The sequence below is a fragment of the Halosimplex amylolyticum genome, assembly GCF_051414035.1.
GTDB classification, from domain to species: Archaea; Halobacteriota; Halobacteria; order Halobacteriales; family Haloarculaceae; genus Halosimplex; species Halosimplex amylolyticum.
The window spans coordinates 181,356-198,241 of the sequence record NZ_JBLKNW010000001.1; the positions used below are offsets into that span (position 1 = coordinate 181,356).

Below are 16,886 nucleotides of genomic sequence, written 5' to 3' on the forward strand. Positions count from 1 at the left end.
ATGGGGTGTGACTATCCGATAATGAGCGCCCCCACTCCGTCTCGCCGCCGTCTCGGCCGCGCCCTCGACGACGCCGTCCGCGTCGGCGAGCGCCTGGCGTTCTGGGCCGGCGTCGCGCTCCCCTGCGTCCACCTGCCGCTCCTCGCGTTCCGCGGGTTCTCCCCGGAGACGATGCCGCTGCTGCTCGCCCTCTGGACGCTCCACGGGGTCGCGCTCCTCGCCGGCCGACGCCATCGGACGGACAGCCCGACTCACGGGTCGGGCAACCAGAACCGCTGAGGACTCGCCGCGGAGCGGTCGATTTATCTCCCGTCCCGGCCCACGTCGAGATATGAACGTCAAGTCGCGCCACCACCTCCGCGCGGACGCCGTGTCGGAGATCGAAGACGCCCTCGCCGACCGACTGGGCGTCTCGCTCGACGCCGACAGCTTCGAGAAAGTCGAGTTCGACGACAGCGATTGGAACGTCGTCCTCGTCGACGGCGAACCACACGTGCTCTACGTCGACGCCGCCGACTCCGGCGACGACGACGAACCGTTCCTGACCGTCCAGGGAGCGAACGCCTATCCGCCCGAACGGAGCGTCGTCACCGTCGACGCCGGCGCCATCTCCTTCGTCTCCGACGGCGCCGACGTGATGCGCCCCGGTATCGTCGAGGCCGACGAGGACATCGAGTCGGGCGACCTCGTCGCGATCAACGAGGAGGGCCACGGCAAGTTCCTCGCCATCGGCCGCGCGAAGACGAGCGGCGACGACATGGTCGGCGACTCCGGCAAGGTCGTCGAGTCGATTCACCACGTGGGCGACGACCTGTTCGAGTTCTCGGTCTGAGGGCGCGAGCGAAGCGAGCGTTTTTGGTCCAGATTTTTCGGGCCGGGTGTGCGGTTTTCACCTGGCCCGAAAAAGGTGGTCGCGTGAGGACCTGTTCGAGTTCTCGGTCTGAGGGCGCGAGCGAAGCGAGCGTTTTTGGTCCAGATTTTTCGGGCCGGGTGTGCGGTTTCCACCTGGCCCGAAAAAGGTGGTCGCGTGAGGACCTGTTCGAGTTCTCGGTCTGAGGGCGCGAGCGAAGCGAGCGGTTTGGCCCGAAATTCCGGTCCGTGTCTCGTTCGGCGCCGACTCAGTAGGCCTCGTCGATGCGGTCGTACTGGTCGTCCGAGAGCGAAATCTCGACCGCACCGAGGTTCTCCTCCATCTGGTCGACGGTTCGGGCGCCGAAGATCGGGACACAGGTAAACTCGCGCTGGTCGATCAGCCACCGGAGTGCGACCTGGGCGGGCGAGGCGTCGGCCTCGTCGGCGACCTCCTGTACGGCATCCAGGACCTCCCACTGCCGGTTCGAGAACTCCATGTCCCAGCCCTGCAGGTCCGCGCGGGACCCCGAGTCGGGGTCGTTCGTGTCGTACTTGCCGGTGAGGAAACCGGCGTCGAGCGGTGACCACGGGCAGACCGCGACGTCCTGGTCGGCGCAGACGTCGAGATACTCCTGTGGGCGGTCGGCAGCGTTGAACCGCGGCTGGGTGGCTTCGAACCGTTCGAGCCCCTCGACGTCGCTCGTCCACAGCGCCTTCGTCAGTTGCCAGGCAGCCATCGACGACGCCGCCAGGTAGTGGACTTTCCCCTCCTCGACGAGCCGCGTCAGCGTCCGCAGCGTCTCCTCGATGGGCGTCCCGTCGTCCCAGCGGTGGATGTAGTAGACGTCGACGTAGTCCGTCCCGAGTCGGTCGAGCGTGCCCTCGATCTCCGCGCGGATGTTCTTGCGCGAGAGGTTGTCGCTGAAGCGGCTACGCGCGGTCCAGTAGACCTTGGAGGCGACGACGTAGTCCTCGCGGTCGCGCTCGGCGAGCCACTCGCCGATCCACTCTTCGCTGGTCCCGTTCGGGTCGCCGTAGACGTTCGCCGTGTCGATGAAGTTGCCGCCGTGCTCGTCGAACGTGTCGAGCAGTTCGTGGGCGGTCTCCCTGTCCGTCTCGACCGTGCCGCCGGACTCCTTGGCGAAGCGCCAGGTGCCGAAACAGAGTTTCGAGACGTCGACGCCGGTCGAACCGAGCTTCGTGTACTCCATGTGCGGACCGTGTGCGGGGTCCGGTGTAACGCTACGGAATCCGGAAACGTCCGTGGCCCTCCGTAGTCGGGCGCGGCGAGGCGTCCGACGGCCGGTTCCCCGCTCCCGAGGACTGATAGCGCCGGGCGCACGAATGACGAACGATGGAGGACTTCGCGGCCGCCTACGGCGACCGGGTGCGGGCCTTCGCCGAGCGGCTCGTCCGGTTCGAGACGACCGCCGGCGACGAGGCGCCCGCCCAGGAGTGGGTACGCGACCGGCTCGCCGACCTGGATTTCGAGACGTACACGTGGACCGCGGACGCCGACGCGCTCGCGTCCCACCCCTCCTTCGCTTCGGCCGGAGACCTGTCGACCGAGGACCGGCCGAGCGTCGCGGGCGTCCTCGAACTCGGCGACCCCGACGCGGGGCGGACGCTCGTCCTGAACGGCCACGTCGACGTCGTGCCCGCGGGCGAGAGCGGCTGGACGGGCGACCCGTTCGAACCGCGGTGGGACGGCGACCGCCTCGTCGGCCGCGGCGCGGTGGACATGAAGAGCCAACTCGCGACCTGCGTCTTCGCCGCGCGGCACCTCGCCGACCGGGTCGAAGCCGGTGAGTTCGACCTCGACGGACGGATCGTCGTCGAGAGCGTCGCCGGGGAGGAAGACGGCGGCCTCGGGGCGGCGGCCGCGGCGCTGTCGAACCCGTACCCCTTCGAGCGCGACGCTGCCGTCGTCGCCGAACCCACGGACATGCGGGTCGTGACGGCGACCGAGGGCTGTCTGATGGGACGAATCGGGATCGAGGGGACGCCGGCCCACGCCGCCCGCCGGTGGGAAGGCGAATCGGTCCTGCCGGGCTTCGAACGGGTCCGCCAGGCGTTCAAGGACTTGGAAGCTGAGCGCGCCGACGCGGTCACGCATCCGCTGTACGACCGCTTCGACGTGCCCTGGCCGATCGTTATCGGGCGAGTCGAGGCCGGTACCTGGGCGTCCAACGTGCCCGGGACGCTCGCCGCCGAACTGCGCGTCGGCGTCGCTCCCGGCGAGTCGCTGGACAGCGTCGAAGCGGCGTGCCGGGAGACGCTGGATGCGGTCGCGGCGGAGGAGTCCTGGTCGGTCGATCCACCGACGTTCGAGCGGTTCGGCGTCCAGTTCGCCTCGGCCGAGATCGAGGCCGACGAACCCGTCGTCGCGGCCCTGCAGGAGGCGATGGCGGCGTCCGGGCTGTCGGCGACCGCACCGACAGGAGAGACCTATGGCAGCGACGCGCGCCACTACGTCGCGGCGGGCATCCCGACGGTCGTGTTCGGGCCCGGCCGCATCGAGGAGGCGCACTTCCCCGACGAGTCCGTTCGCTGGCCGGAGGTGCTCACCGCCGGTGCGGTGCTGGTCGAGACCGCCCGGCGGTTCCTGTCGGACTGAGCGCGCCGTATCCCGCGGTCGTCGGCGCCGACGCGCCCCAGTCGTCGGCGCCGGCTTACCCCTCAGTCGCCGGCGTCTTCGTCGTTGGCATACTCGTCGGCGTAGCGCTCCATCGCCATCTCGTAGCCTTCGGCGGCGAGTTCGTAGGTCTCGCGCAGGTCCTCGAGGGGCGTCTCGGTCGCGTCGACGCGCAGGTCGTCGTAGTACGGGGCCATCTCCCGCTCCTCGGTCGTCCGGACGAGCAGCGCCGCGCTCTGGACGTGCAACTCCTCTCGCTTGTCGCCGCCCAGTTCGTGGCCGGCGGCGAGCGCGTCGATCAGCCGCTCGGCCAGCGGCGCGTCGGGGTCGGCGGCGGGGTCGTCCGGCGCGGCCGGGGCGAGGCCAGCCTCGTAGGCCGTCGCGACCGCCTCGACGACGTCCTCGCCGGTGAGCAGGTTGCCGGCGACAGTGTAGTTGTCGCCGACGACGTGGCCGAACCAGGGTCGGCACTCCTCGCCGGAGAAGGCGAACTCGCCGTCGGCGCCGACGCCGTGGAGCTGTCGCTGCGGCCGTCCGTCGTCGGCGTTCAACAGCGCCTCCAGGGCGTCCTCGACGGCCAGCCCGTCCCCAAGGTACTCGATGCCCTTGCGACCGAGGTCGACGTTGACCAGGCTCTGTGTCGCCACCGCGCCGTGCTCGCTGGCGAAGGGGCAGAGCGTCCCGACGCCGGCCAGCCGCGTCGTCACCGCGACCCCGAACCGGGTCTGCTCCTCGTCCGCCGCGTCGGTGTAGGATTCGCGAACGCAGATGCTGAACGTCACGACCGCCACGTCGGGCGCGACGCCCCTCAGTGTTTGGTCGTATTCGGTCGCTCGATCGTGCACTCGTTCGCTGAATCGTGTACGCGACCGGCGAATGGCCGAGAGTGGCGGATGGTCGTTACCGATGGATTCCGCACTCCATCGCTGAACTGGCCAGACGGACCGCGTTCGTGTCTCCGGGCTGGTCGTACCAATCGACCGACGGTTCCGGTACGTTTTTACGACTCCTGTGGGATATCCCCGTCATCGGTGGGGACCGCTGGGGAAGAAGTCCGACCGCGAGGGGGGCGGACGCCGTCGTCTCCGTCCGTGAGTCGTCACTCTGGTCACGGTCCGGCCGGCCCCGTTCCAGCCAGCGGCGCATGTCATCATATTCATGTTTGGATAAAATATAAAAAGTTATTATAGTACGGGAAAACAACACATTTGGTTGCACGGGGGAGTACGCTTGAGGGAACGATCGGAACAAAAGCAGAGGGGTATCGCCGCCGAAGACGGCCCGAAGACGGACCCGGCGTGTACGGAATGTGGTGGGACGCTTCGCGAATCCGAGACCGAGACGGTCTGTGAGGACTGCGGACTCGTCCTCGCGGAGGACGCGGTCGAGCGCGGCCCGGAGTGGCGCTCGCTCGGCGAGGAGACCGACCGGCGCCGCACGGGCGCGCCGCTGACGGCCTCGCGGCACGACCGTGGACTCTCGACCGAGATCGGTTACGGCACCGGATCGGAAGTATCGGGCACCCGCCAGCGACAGCTGGTGCGCATGCGCCGCCAGCACAACCGCGCCAGGCTCGACTCCAAGGCCGAGCGCAACAAGCTCTACGCCTACACGGAGATCCGGCGGCTGGTGTCGGTGATGTCGCTGCCGACTTCTGTGCGCGACCAGTCGTGTTCGCTGTTCTCCTCGGCCCAGTCCGAGGACCTGCTGTGCGGGCGGTCGCTGGAAGGGTTCGCCGCCGCGGTGGTGTACGCCACCTGCCGGACCCAGTCGATCGCCCGGACGATGGAAGAGATCGTCGACGTGGCGCGCGCCGACCGGAGCGAACTCAAGACCGCCTACGACGCGCTCAACCGGGAGCTCGGCCTGCCCGTCGGTCCCGTCTCGCCGACGGAGTACCTCCCGCGGTACGCCTCGGACCTGGACGTCGAGACCGAGGTGGAGCGACGCGCCCGCAAGTACGCGGTGCTGCTCGTCGAGTCCGGACGCATGGGCGGCAAGAACCCCAGCGGCGTCGCCGCCGCGTGTCTCTACAAGGCCGCCAACGAACGGGGCGTGCCGGTCAAACAGAGCGAGGCCGCCGACCTCGCCGACGTCTCGCGGATGACCATCGGCTCGACCGTCGGCGACCTCGACGAACTCGAGTAGTCCCGGCCCGCCGAACGCGGCGTCGGTCGCGGCAGTGAACACCGCGTCTCGACCGCCGCGAGCGGCCGCGTCCGTGTGAGGGTTCAAGACGGAAGACGCGACCACTAGGGGCATGATAGCGATCGCGGGAGCGAAAGGAGGATCCGGGAAGACGACGACGACGCTCGGCCTCGCCGCGGCCTTCGCGCGCTCGGGCGTCGAGACGCTGGCCGTCGACGCGGATCGGCAGTTGCCCGACCTGCACGTCCGGGCGGGCGTCGAGCGCGAGCCGACCGTCGCCGCGCTCGACCGCGAGACGAGCTGGCACTCGCTCGCCCAGGAGTTCCCCGGGACCTCCGGCGCGCACGTCCTCCCGGGGCAGAAGCCGACCGAGAACGTCGAACTGGACGCGGCGCTGGAGTGGCTGAACGCCGGCGCGACGGAGGTGCTGCTCGACTGCCCGTCCGGCGCCGGACCGGACGTGGTCGAGGCCATCGCGCTCGCCGACGGCGTCGTCGTCGTGACGACCGACAGCGACCAGAGCCTCGACGCCGCCGCGACGACGATCGACATCGCCCGCCGCCTGGACGTGCCCGTCGCCGGCGCCGTCTTCACGCACTGTAGCGCCGTCCCAGAGGCGTTCCACGCCAGATTCGAGATCCCCGTCCTCGCGGTCGTCCCGGAGTCCGAGTCCCCGCTCGCGAGCGACGAGGCGCGCACGGAGTACGAACGCGCCGCGGAGGAACTCGCCTCGCTGACCGCGACCGGACCCGCAGACCGCGGGCCGGCCGACTCCGCGGCGACCGCCCGCGAACTCGACGACTGGGTGACGCCGGGCGGGGAGGACGACTCGACGGCCGAACCGAGCGCCGACGCGGAGGGTCTCGGTGACTCGTCGGCCTCGCCGGAGGCCGGGACAGGTCCGGACCGGACCGGCGCAGACGAACGCGGGGACGCCGACACCGACGGCATCCAGTCCGGGGCGAACGACGCGCAGGCCGGGACCGGCGGGGCGCAGGCCGGGACCGACGGCGGATCCCCGAGGGCCCGACACGACGGGGCCGCGTCGAACGGCGAGGCGGCGCCGCCCGACACGGTCAGCGGCGGACGGCAGGCGCCCCCGACGGGGCTGACAGCCCTGGACGTCGACCTGAGCGGACTGCCGCCGGGCAGCGTCGCCGTCGTCGAGGCGCCTCCGGCGAGCCAGTCCGAGCAGTTGCTCTACGGGCTGACGGCCACTCGCGGGACGCTGTACGTCTCGACAGAGCGGACCGAGCGGACGATCCGCGCGTCGCTCGACGCCGCGCCGGTCACGGTCGGCAGCCCGACCGTCCGCTACCTGACCGAGGACCGACTCGCGGAGACCGAGCGCCTCGTCGGCGAGTTGCCCGACGGGTCGAACGTCGTCGTCGACACGATGGCCCCGCTCGAACGGGCCGACCGCGACGACTACCGCGAGTTCCTGAACGGTCTCAAAGGACGGATGCTCGACACCGATAGCATCGCCGTCCTTCACTGTCTCTCTCGGCCCTCCGTCCCCGAGAACCGCGCGACGACCGAACACGTCGCCGACGCCGTCATCTCCGTCGAACCGACCGACGACGGCGCCGACCGGATCACCGTCCCCAAGTTCCGGGCCGGCGGCGCCACCCCCGAGTCCGTGGACTCGGCGCTGGTCGACGACGAGCGGACGGACGAGGCGAACCGGCGGCGCGCGGACGCCGCTCGGCCGGGGGGACGGCCGGAGAACACTCGGTAGAACAGTCCGCGTCGGTCAGGCCGCCTCCGCGTTCTCGGTTATCTGTCGCTCGCTCTCCTCGATGCGCTCGGTCAGCGTCTCGAAGGCCGACAGCGCGGGGCTCTCCGGTTGGGCGTCGCGAAGCGGCTTGCCGCTCCTGAAGGAGTCGGCGAGCGCCGACCGCTGGGGCACGACGGTCGTCGGCGCGCCCAGTTCGTCCTCGACGCGGGTGGCGATGTCCCGGTCCTCGGACGCGGTGGCCTTGTTGACGACGACGCTCACGACCGGCGTGTCGAGTTCGCCCGCCAGGTGCCGCGTCCGGAAGGCGTTGAGCAGCGCCGCCCGGTCGGGCGTCGTGACGAGCACCACGGCGTCGGCGCTGTGGATCTGATAGCCCACGTCGCGGGCCAGCCCCGCAGGGCAGTCGACGACGACGCGGCCGAACTGCCGGTCGACCATCGAGAGGGCGTTCGGGAGTTCGGTCAGGTCGGCCGCCCGCGCGCCGGCGAGTGACCGTCCGCACGGGAGGAGCTCGATCGAGTCGACCGTCTCCACGGCTTCCATCGGCGCCGCGCGCCCGGAGAGCACGTCGTGTAGGTCGGGACCGCGACCCCGCGGCAGGTCCGGCGTCGCCAGGTCCGCGTCAACGGCGACCGCGTCGAGTTCGCGGGCGAGATTGAGCGAGACGGTCGACTTGCCGACGCCGCCCTTCCCGCCGCAGACCGCGAGGATCATCGGTCGCCCGAGAGCGTGTCGCTCGGCGGGGCCCAGTCGTCGAGCGACGCGAGCACTTCCTCGGGGTCCGACTCCCCGGCGTCGCCGGCGCGCTCCCGCGAGACGACCGCGACCGGGTCTCCGTCGGCGAGCGGCGGCGCCGGCGTGGCGTAGCCGACGCCCAGCGTCTGGTCCGGTTCGACGCGCGCCTTCCAGGTCCCCCCCGTCCACTCCGGCGCGGTCACGTCGCCGAACCGCGGCGGCCACACCGGCCCCTCGAGCCGGTTCTCCAGCTCGACGACCTGCGGCGTGGCCCGCTCGTTTTCGACCGTCGCCCGCACGAACGTCACCCCGTTGCGTCGGACCGTGTCGCACTCCGATACCTCGTCCATACCGGTATTGGTCGCCCGTTCCTGTATAAAGTTCAACGCGTCCGGGCCGTCGGACCGGTCCACCGACCCGGCGCGTCCCGTCGCTCCCCCGCCGTGTCTGTCGGCGACGAAACCACCCCGCAGTTAGTTTGCAGCGAAAAAGCCGCTCGTCGGTCGCCGGTGGAAATCCGGTCGTCAGTCGATGGCGAAAGATCGGTCGTCGATCACCGGCGAGAATCCGAGACTCGGCTGCCGGCGAAAAATCGGTGGTCAGTCGTCGTTGAACATCGAGGCGAGCCCGCCGTCCTCGCTCTCGGCGTCGTCGGCCGCCTCGGCGTCCGCGTCGCCGCCGCTGCCGGCGTCGGCGACGTCCTCCCCGCCGTCGTCGCTCCCCGCGTCGGCGCCGTCCGGGACGGGGCTGTCACCGGGTTCGCGCTCGGGTTCGTACTCGGCGAGGCGGTGGAGCCCCTCCGGGGTCCCGAGAACGTAGACGGCGTCGCCCACGTCGAGCGTCTCGTTCTCGGCGGGGAAGGGGATCGGCTCGCCGTCGCGCACGACGACGAGTACCGAGACGGGCAGCCAGTCGACGAACTCGCCCTGGAGCGCGTCGCCTTCCTCGACGGTGACGGCCGTGACGGTCTCCTCGGCCTCCCAGACGGTCGCGACCAGTTCGTTGACGTCGTTCGCGGTGTCCGGCCGGGTGACGAGCCGGTAGGAGTCGTCGGGGTCGAACGCCTCGGCGTCGTCCGTGCCGACGGTGATCGTCGCCACGTCGCCGACCGTCGCCCGGAACTTGCCGGTTGCGACCAGGCGACCGCCGTCCTCGCCGTCGGCCCAGACTTCCACCGGGTCGCCGGTGCTGGCGTCCGGCGACGGATCGCCCTCGACTGCGAGGGCGACGGTCCCCGGGGGCAGCGACGGACCGATCCCGGAGGGGCGGGCGCCGACGGCCAGCGACGAGACCGTCAGGTCCGACTCAATCTCGGCGTGGACGTGGCCGACGCCGAAGTCGCGTTCGAGCCGCGTCGCGAGCCTGTCCGCCAGGCCCGCGTCGGAGAGGCGCCGCGGGAAGCGCACGGTTCGGCCGGCCAGTTCCCGTTTGACGTCGTCGTCGACCGCGGGATAGCCGTCGATGTCGTCGAGCGACTCCGGGAGGGTCAGTTCGACGATCAGGCCCGCCGACTGGACGAGCCGCGCGACCATCCCGCCGGCGTCGACGCGGGTGACTTCGAACACGTCGCAGGCGAAGTGGTCGCCGATGCGGCGGCCGACCTCGGAGGTGACGGCACCGACGCTGAACACGCCCAGCAGGTACGCCGCGCTGGCGTAGTGGAGCTTCGCCGTGTCGTCGATGAGCGAAGACTGGACGACCGCGGTGATGTTCAGCGACATCGTGACGAACGAGAGTCCGAGCACGACGCCGACGCCGACCGGGAGCGGACGCGTGCTGTAGCCGCGATAGAGGAAGGCGAAGCCCATCGCGACGACGCTCGCGTACAGCCCGAAGCCGAGGATCCGCAACAGCGCGGTCATCGTCCAGTCGGTGGCCAGCTGGAGCGGGACGGCGAGCGTCACGGCTCCACCTCCACCCCGTCGCCGGAGAGCCTGTGGATCCGGTCGCTCCCGTCGTTCCCGACGACGAACGCCTCGTCGGCGTCGTCGATCGACGCCGCGTCGGGTCCGAACTGCCAGCCGCGACCCGCTCCGTCGGGTCGCCGGACGCCCACGACCGAGAGGCCGGACCCGGCGTCGGCGATGGCCGCGCGGTCCTCGTCGTCGAGTCGGACGCGCCGGACGGCCTGGCCCGCTCGTTCGAGGTGCGAGAACGCCTCGAAGACGTGACTGGTCCCCTGCGAGATGACGCGGATCCCCGCCTCGTCGTCGCCCAGGACCGTCCGGGCGTCGGCCGTGCGGACGGCGACCGTCACGCGACCGCGGCCGCCGGCCGTCTCCGCTCGGGCGCGCCTGCGCGTCTCGGCCTCGCCCGGCGACGGACCGGCCTCGTCCGCGACCGCGTCGTCGTCGGGGTCGGCGCTCACGCTCAACACCCGACCGGACACCGACTCGCCGCCGGCGTCGACGACCACTTCGTCGCCCGGCGACAGGCCCGTCGGCAACAGCGCCGCGAACGAGACGGCGCGCCAGCCGTCGGGCACGCGCTCGGCGAGGTCACGCGACGGCGGTGCGGCGGCGATCGAGGCGCGCCCGCGGGCGTCGATGGACACCGCGACGTCCGCCAGGTCGTAGTCCGTCCGCAACTGGTCGGCCAGGCGCACTTCCAGTTCGTCCAGCGGCAGGTCCGCCGGCAGCCGCCAGGCCCCCGTCTCCAGCGTCGTCCGAAGATCCGGGGAGAGCGGCGGATAGCCCTCGATGTCGCGTATCTCGCCGGTCGCCTGGATCGTCACCTGGCCCGACCCGTCGACGCTGTCGAGCGCTTCCGCCGACAGCGTCCGCCGGCTCCGGGTCGCCTGGGCCAGGTCGCGGGGGAGGTCGGCGGCGAGCGCGTTCCCCTGGCTGCTGGCGTACAGCGCGAGCATCAGTGCGACGAGTGCGGCGATCAGCAGCCGTGGGACCTGCTCGACCGTCGTCCCGACGAGGCCGACGGCGTAGCCGTTCGCGCCGGCCAGCGGTAACGCGACCAGCGCCGTCGCGAACCCGGGGATCGCTCGCCCGCCGTAGTACTCCAGCAGGAAACTCGCCAGCCCGACCGCGAACGCCGGGATGAGTCCGACGAGGAGTCCGAACGAGATCCCGATCAGGACCTCGACCGGTAGGGAACTCATGGGCGACGAGACACCCCCAGCGCCGCGAGCGCGGCGAGCGCGAGGAGGACGGCGGCCGGACCGAAGCCCGGCCCGGCGCCGAAGCTCCCGGCCGAGGTCGGCGTCGGCGAGGGCGTCGGGACGTCGGTCGGCGTCGCCGTCGGCGTGGCCGGCGCCGGCGTCGGCGTCGGCACCTGCCACTGGTCGAGCGGGTCGACGTCAGGCCGCTCCCACTGGTGGACCGGGTAGTCGTCGGTCGTCATCCAGACGTTCGCGGTGTCGAAGCCCGCGAGGGTCTCGGTGGCGCTGTCGCCGGTCAACTCGCCGGTCGAGAGCGCGGTGCCGACGTCGGCGCCGTCGCCCGAGGACTCGTTCACGCCCGCGACGTCCTCGTCCCAGTAGCTCTGGCTGACGACGCTGTTTCCGTTGGTCCCGGTCAGCCCGCCGACGCTCGCGTTCCCCTCGACCGTCGCCGCCGCGTAGGAGGTGCGGATCGTCCCGGAGTTGGTCCCCGCCAGTCCGCCGCCGACCTCCTCGACGTCGACCGTCGTCGTCGCGTAGGAGGCGGTCAGGGCGTTGCTGTTGGCGCCGACCAGTCCGCCGCCGACCGCCGTGGCCGTCACCTCGCCGGTCGCGTACGAACCCCGGACCGGGCCTCTGTTCACCCCGACGAGCCCGCCGACGACGTCGGTCCCGGAGACCGAGGCGTCCGCGTACGCCGCGACGATCTGGCCGGCGTTGTAGCCGACGAGCCCGCCGACGGTCGAAGCCGAACCGAGCAGTTCGCCCGTGGCGGAGGATCCAGTGATCGACCCTTCGCTCACGCCCGCGAGGGCCCCGACGTTCTCGTTTCCGTTGATCAAGACGCCGCGGAGCGAGACGTTCTGGACCGTCCCGACGGACAGCCCGAACAGCCCCACGTTGTTCTGCCCCGGCCGGACGATCGTCAGGCCGGATATCGTGTGGCCGTTCCCGTCGAGGGACCCGCGGAACGTCGCCCCTTCGCCGCCGATCGGCTGGAAGCCGTTCCCGGCGTTCCACGTCTCGGTGACGCTCGCGTCGATGTCGTTCCTGATGACGTAGTGGGCCTCCAGGTCCTCGTTCATCGCCTGCAGCTCCTCGACTGTCGTTATCACGTACGGGTCTTGCGGCGTCCCGCTCCCCTCCATCCCGGAGAGCGTCGCCGTCCCCGTCTGTACCTCGTCGTCTGCGGTCGCGAGGCTGACCGCCGGCCCGGCGAGCGACGCTGCCAGTACCACCAGCAGGACGCCACCCACGGCTGCCGACCGCCCGACCCCGTTCGACCGCCCGAACCCATTGCTGTGCATTCGTGTTCCTCAGTTCGTTCGCCGTCGTCCGGCGACCGCCAGCGCGGCGAGCGCGCCGACGACGGCCCCGATTCCGAAGCCGGCACCGTCGCCGCTCGTCGTGCTCGCGCCACCGTCGCCGTCCGGTTCGCTCTCGGTACTGTCCCCGCCGGATCCGTCACCGCCGGTCCCCGGCGTCGCAGTCGCGGTCGCCACGTCGACGCTCGTGGTGCCGGTCCACTCGTCGTCACCGGCCGAGACCGCGTGTTCGATCGACTCGCCGGCTTCCGGCGCGGTCGCCTCGAAGGTGACCGCGGCGCCGTCGGCGGGCACCTCGACGGTCTCGGTCGCGACGGAACTCCCGCCGACGCTGTAGGTCACGTCGGTCGACAGCGCGAGCCCACCGGAGTTGGTCAGCGTCACGGTGACTTCGTAGCGCTCGCCGGCGCCGACCGATTCGGGAACCGACGCGCCGTCGACGGAGACGCTCCCCAGCTCGGCGACGGTGAGCGTCCCCGCGGAAGTCCCGCCGACGGCGAGGTCGTACTCGCCCGCCGAATCGGCGGTGTACTCGAACGAGACGGTCGTGCCGTCGGCGGGGACGACGACGTCTTTCGTCGCGACGGTCTCGCCGTTCGCGGTCAACTCGACCGTGTGCCCGGCGGCGGCGTCGCCGGCGTTCTCGAGCGTCGCTTCGACGGTCGTCGCGTTCCCGACCGCGAGCAGTTCTTCGGACGACGTGGCCGAGGCGACGCTGGTCTCGGGTTCGTCGACGACAGTCAGGGTGCCCAGCGACGACCCGTTGAGAGCGACCTGATAGGTGCCGGTCGCCGGTGCGGACCAGTTGAACTGCACCGTCTCCGTGCCGTGACCGGGGACGACGACGGTGCGAGTCTGTCCGACCGTCCCGTTGATCGACAGCGACAGGTCGAACTCGCCGTCCGCACCGCCGTCGTTCCGCAGCGTCACGTCGACCGGAGCGGCCGTCTCGGCGCCGACGCGGTCGTATCGGAGACCGGAGCTGTCGACCGACACGTCGGGCGGCGTGACGACGGAGACCGTCGCGCTGTCGCTGCGGTCGGCGACGGTCGCGGTCACGTCGACGCTGCCGGTCCCGGACGTGTCCACGCGACCGCCGTCGATCGAGAGGACCGACCGGTTCACGTCGTAGGCGGCCGCTTCCGTGGCGCCGACGGTTCGGTCGCCGCGCAGCGAGACCTGCACCGTCGCCGTTGCCCCCCGGTCGACGATGATCTGGTCGGGGATCGACAGCGACACGGCCTCTACCTCGCTCCGGAGCACCGGCGTCTCGTCGGTCGTCACCCAGACCTGGCCGAACGTCAGCGCGTTCATGGCAGAACTTGCGCTCGCGCCGACCGTCTCGTCGGCCGTCAGGCTGGTGCCGGCGGTCGACCCCTCGCCGACGGCGTCGCCGGCCGCCTCCCCGTTCCAGTAGAGCGCGGCGGCGTCGCCGCGGTTGTGTCCGATGAGTCCGCCGACCTTCGCGTCGCCGCTGACGTCGCCGGTCGCGTACGACCGTTCGACGGCGCCGACGTTGCCGCCGAGCAGCCCGCCGACGGCTTCGCTGCCGCTGACGGCGCCCGTGGCGTACGTGCGCGTGATCGTGTTGGCGTCCGCGTTGACCGGGTTCGTGGGGCCGCCGACGAGGCCGCCGACCCTGTACGTGCCGGCCACGTTCCCGCTGGCCGACGACGCGTCGACCGTGCTCCCGGAACTCAGCCCGACGAGTCCGCCGGTGTTCGACTTCCCGTCCACCTCGACGTTCGCGTGCGCGTCGCTCAGAGAACTCGCCTCCAGAATGCCGACGAGACCGCCGGTCTGGTCACCGCCGGTCACGGTCCCGCTGGCGCTCGCGTCGTGGATCCCCGACGAACCGAGTGCGATGCCGACCAGCGCACCGGCGTCCCCGCCCGCTCGGACGTCGACGCCCGCGAGCGAGACGTGCTCGATGGTCGCGCCGTCGACGGCGCCGAACAGCCCGACGTCGTCCGCGGTCGGTCTGTCGACTGTGAGCCCGGTGATCGTGTGGTTGCGACCGTCGAACGTCCCGGTGAACGGCGAGTCGGAGCCGACCGGCTCGAAGCCCTCGCCGCGGTTCCAGTTCGCGGTCGCACTCGCGTCGACGTCGTTCGCGAGGACGTAGTGGGCGTCCGGATCGTCGCGCATCGCCTGCAGCTCCGTCGCGTTCGTGAGCCTGTAGGGGTCGTCCTGTGTTCCGCTCCCGGTCACGCCGTCGAGGGACGCCGGCGTCGCGTCGGCCGACCCGACGGCGGTCACGGGCGCGACGAAGCCGAGACAGACCGCCGCCGCGACCGCGACGGCGAGCAGTCCCGGGACGGTTCTCTCTCCGCTGACGTTCGGTAGTGCGTTCGAGTGATAAGATGTCATGTTCGGTAATAGATCGTTGGTGGTGAGGTGTGGCTGCCCGCTACGTCGGTTCCGAAGTCGTCGAACGTCGGCCCTCGGGCCGGCGATCGGTCGACCGGACGGCGACGGTCGAAACGGGGTATCGCACCGAGACGTGGCGTCTCGGGTGCTGTCGGCCGTGGCAGTGACGACGAGGGCGCGGTCACGGAGTGGTTATTCCGTGACGACGATCTCGGGGTTGGACTTCTCGTCCTCGTATCCGCCGTCCCCCTGCAGGATGATGTCGAACGTGAGCGTCCCCTTGTCCTGGTCGGACCGGAAGTCGACGACCGGCTCGGAGGAACTACTACAGGAACTCGCACAGGGGTGCGATGCCTCCAGTTTCCCGTTGTCCCCCGTCGTTGTGCCGGACCCTGACGCCGATTGCATCGTATACGGTCCGTTTTCGAGGGTGAGCGTCCCGGATTCGATCAGGACCTGGGCGTTCGGGACCGGTTCGCCGTCCTCGGTGATGACGGTCACCGTGATGTCATCGGTCCCCGCACCGCTCCCGGTCCCCATGATCGTGTCCGACGTCACCTCCAGCGTGACCTCCTTCTGGGTGTTGAGGACCATGCCGTCCAGCATCGTCATCATGATACCCAGACTCGCCACGCCCACTACGAGGGCGATGACGAGCCGTATCGGGAGTCCTTCGATGGCCCGTTCGTCCTGCGACAGCGTCGTTGTGCGCCGCATGTCGGCCTTGGTCCCGTCCTGGTATTTAAACCTTGAACCGAAGTTACAAGTGCGGCGGCGTGACTATCACCTCGCGTGACTGGTTCCCCCGCATCGGACGAGACCGAGTTCGTCATCGGCCGCGGGAAGGTCGTGACGACCGACGACGACGCGCCCGCGGGTCACCTGGGGACCTATCGGGCCAGGGACGGCTCCAGCGGCGCCCCGCTGCACATCGACCTCGACGGCCCGCACGCGATGCTGATCGTCGGCAAGCGCGGCTACGGGAAGTCGTACACGCTGGGGGTCGTCGCCGAGGCGCTCTCGCGGGCCCGCGGCGTCGCCCCCGTCATCGTCGATCCGATGGGCGTGTTCCCGACGCTCGACCAGCCCTCGGACGGCGAGCCGGTCCCCGCCGAGGTGGTCAGCGACCCGGAGATCACGACGACGACGCTCGACCCGCGGTCGTGGTGCGCCCTCCTCGACCTCTCGCCGGAGAGCGGCGCGGGCGGCCTCGTCTGGCAGGCGGCCCAGGACGAGTCGACGCTCGCGGACATGCGCGCGAACGTCGAGGCAACCGAGGCGCCGGCCGTCGACAAGCGCGCGGCCGTCAACCACCTCGATCTGGCCGACTCGTGGGGGATCTTCGACCCCGACGGACTGGACGCCCGGGACCTCGGCGGCGGCGAGGTGACCGTCGTCGACGTCTCCGGCCTCGACGCGGCGCCGATGAACGCGGTCGTCCGCGGCGTGGGCGAGGCGCTCTACCGCGCCCGCGTCGACGAGGAGATCGCGCGGCTCCCGTGGTACATGATCGACGAGGCCCACACCTTCTTCCAGGGCGTCGGCGAGGCCGCGCTGGAGACCATCCTCACCCGCGGCCGCGCGCCCGGTGTCAGCCTCGTGCTCGCCACCCAGCGGCCGAGCGCCGTCTCCGAGGTGGCCGTCTCCCAGTCGGACATCGTCGTCTCACACCGGCTGACGTCGGAGGCCGACCTCGAGGCGCTCGACGCGGCCCAGCCGACGTACATGCAGACCTCGCTGGCCGAGCGGTTGCCCACGAGCCCCGGCGAGGTCATCGTCATCGACGACGCGACCGAGACCGTCCACTCCGCGAACGTCCGCATGCGGGAGACGCCCCACGGCGGGGACAGCCCCAACGCGAGCGACGTCGACGTCGACCCGCACCCGCGGCTCTCCACCGACGACTGACGGTTCGTCCCGCCGGACGCCGACGATTCTTTCAGACGGACGCTGGCGGTCCGTCCAGACGGA

Annotated in this window: 15 protein-coding genes; 6 read left to right on the forward strand and 9 right to left on the reverse strand. The window is 71.0% G+C overall.

Going from position 1 to position 16,886, the window contains the following annotated elements; all coding sequences use genetic code 11:
• Positions 1 to 21: 21 nt before the first annotated feature.
• The gene (locus tag ACMGFE_RS00795) at positions 22 to 279 is read left to right on the forward strand and encodes a DUF8028 family protein (protein WP_436923041.1); all 258 of its coding nucleotides are present in this window, start codon (positions 22 to 24) and stop codon (positions 277 to 279) included.
• Positions 280 to 331: 52 nt separating this feature from the next.
• Complete coding sequence (locus ACMGFE_RS00800) at positions 332 to 832, forward strand: RNA-binding protein (RefSeq protein WP_436923042.1); 501 nt, start codon at positions 332 to 334, stop codon at positions 830 to 832.
• Between the two features lie 286 nt (positions 833 to 1,118).
• On the opposite strand, the gene ACMGFE_RS00805 is transcribed toward ACMGFE_RS00800, so the two are convergent.
• Complete coding sequence (locus ACMGFE_RS00805) at positions 1,119 to 2,063, reverse strand: aldo/keto reductase (RefSeq protein WP_436923043.1); 945 nt, start codon at positions 2,061 to 2,063, stop codon at positions 1,119 to 1,121.
• Between the two features lie 143 nt (positions 2,064 to 2,206).
• Between ACMGFE_RS00805 and ACMGFE_RS00810 the strand changes: the two genes are divergently transcribed.
• Positions 2,207 to 3,469 carry a M20/M25/M40 family metallo-hydrolase gene (locus ACMGFE_RS00810; RefSeq protein ID WP_436923044.1) on the forward strand — a complete coding sequence of 421 codons (1,263 nt, stop codon included), beginning with the start codon at positions 2,207 to 2,209 and terminating at the stop codon, positions 3,467 to 3,469.
• Between the two features lie 62 nt (positions 3,470 to 3,531).
• Here the strand turns inward: ACMGFE_RS00810 and ACMGFE_RS00815 are convergent, their stop codons facing one another.
• Positions 3,532 to 4,269 (reverse strand): DUF1028 domain-containing protein, encoded by a 738-nt coding sequence (locus ACMGFE_RS00815; RefSeq protein ID WP_436923045.1) that lies wholly within the window; start codon positions 4,267 to 4,269, stop codon positions 3,532 to 3,534.
• 481 nt (positions 4,270 to 4,750) lie between these two features.
• Between ACMGFE_RS00815 and ACMGFE_RS00820 the strand changes: the two genes are divergently transcribed.
• Positions 4,751 to 5,635, forward strand: a complete 885-nt coding sequence (locus ACMGFE_RS00820) for a transcription initiation factor IIB (protein WP_436925133.1) — start codon at positions 4,751 to 4,753, stop codon at positions 5,633 to 5,635.
• A 112-nt stretch (positions 5,636 to 5,747) separates the two neighbouring features.
• Positions 5,748 to 7,373 carry a DUF7125 family protein gene (locus tag ACMGFE_RS00825; RefSeq protein WP_436923046.1) on the forward strand — a complete coding sequence of 542 codons (1,626 nt, stop codon included), beginning with the start codon at positions 5,748 to 5,750 and terminating at the stop codon, positions 7,371 to 7,373.
• 15 nt (positions 7,374 to 7,388) lie between these two features.
• On the opposite strand, the gene ACMGFE_RS00830 is transcribed toward ACMGFE_RS00825, so the two are convergent.
• The 7 genes from ACMGFE_RS00830 to ACMGFE_RS00860 form a co-directional block, all read right to left on the reverse strand.
• Complete coding sequence (locus ACMGFE_RS00830) at positions 7,389 to 8,087, reverse strand: MinD/ParA family ATP-binding protein (RefSeq protein WP_436923047.1); 699 nt, start codon at positions 8,085 to 8,087, stop codon at positions 7,389 to 7,391.
• Complete coding sequence (locus ACMGFE_RS00835; protein ID WP_436923048.1) at positions 8,084 to 8,458, reverse strand: DUF7857 domain-containing protein; 375 nt, start codon at positions 8,456 to 8,458, stop codon at positions 8,084 to 8,086. Before ACMGFE_RS00835 ends, ACMGFE_RS00830 begins: the two co-directional genes overlap by 4 nt.
• Before the next feature lie 249 nt (positions 8,459 to 8,707).
• Complete coding sequence (locus tag ACMGFE_RS00840) at positions 8,708 to 10,012, reverse strand: cation:proton antiporter regulatory subunit (RefSeq protein WP_436923049.1); 1,305 nt, start codon at positions 10,010 to 10,012, stop codon at positions 8,708 to 8,710.
• Positions 10,009 to 11,220, reverse strand: a complete 1,212-nt coding sequence (locus ACMGFE_RS00845; RefSeq protein WP_436923050.1) for a DUF8167 domain-containing protein — start codon at positions 11,218 to 11,220, stop codon at positions 10,009 to 10,011. Before ACMGFE_RS00845 ends, ACMGFE_RS00840 begins: the two co-directional genes overlap by 4 nt.
• A complete protein-coding gene (locus tag ACMGFE_RS00850; RefSeq protein ID WP_436923051.1) occupies positions 11,217 to 12,527 on the reverse strand; it encodes a M26 family metallopeptidase in 1,311 nt (436 codons plus the stop codon). Before ACMGFE_RS00850 ends, ACMGFE_RS00845 begins: the two co-directional genes overlap by 4 nt.
• Before the next feature lie 9 nt (positions 12,528 to 12,536).
• A complete protein-coding gene (locus ACMGFE_RS00855; protein ID WP_436923053.1) occupies positions 12,537 to 14,915 on the reverse strand; it encodes a CARDB domain-containing protein in 2,379 nt (792 codons plus the stop codon).
• Positions 14,916 to 15,107: 192 nt separating this feature from the next.
• The gene (locus tag ACMGFE_RS00860; protein ID WP_436923054.1) at positions 15,108 to 15,632 is read right to left on the reverse strand and encodes an Ig-like domain-containing protein; all 525 of its coding nucleotides are present in this window, start codon (positions 15,630 to 15,632) and stop codon (positions 15,108 to 15,110) included.
• Between the two features lie 75 nt (positions 15,633 to 15,707).
• Between ACMGFE_RS00860 and ACMGFE_RS00865 the strand changes: the two genes are divergently transcribed.
• The gene (locus ACMGFE_RS00865; protein ID WP_436923055.1) at positions 15,708 to 16,823 is read left to right on the forward strand and encodes an ATP-binding protein; all 1,116 of its coding nucleotides are present in this window, start codon (positions 15,708 to 15,710) and stop codon (positions 16,821 to 16,823) included.
• The last annotated feature ends 63 nt before the right edge of the window (positions 16,824 to 16,886 follow it).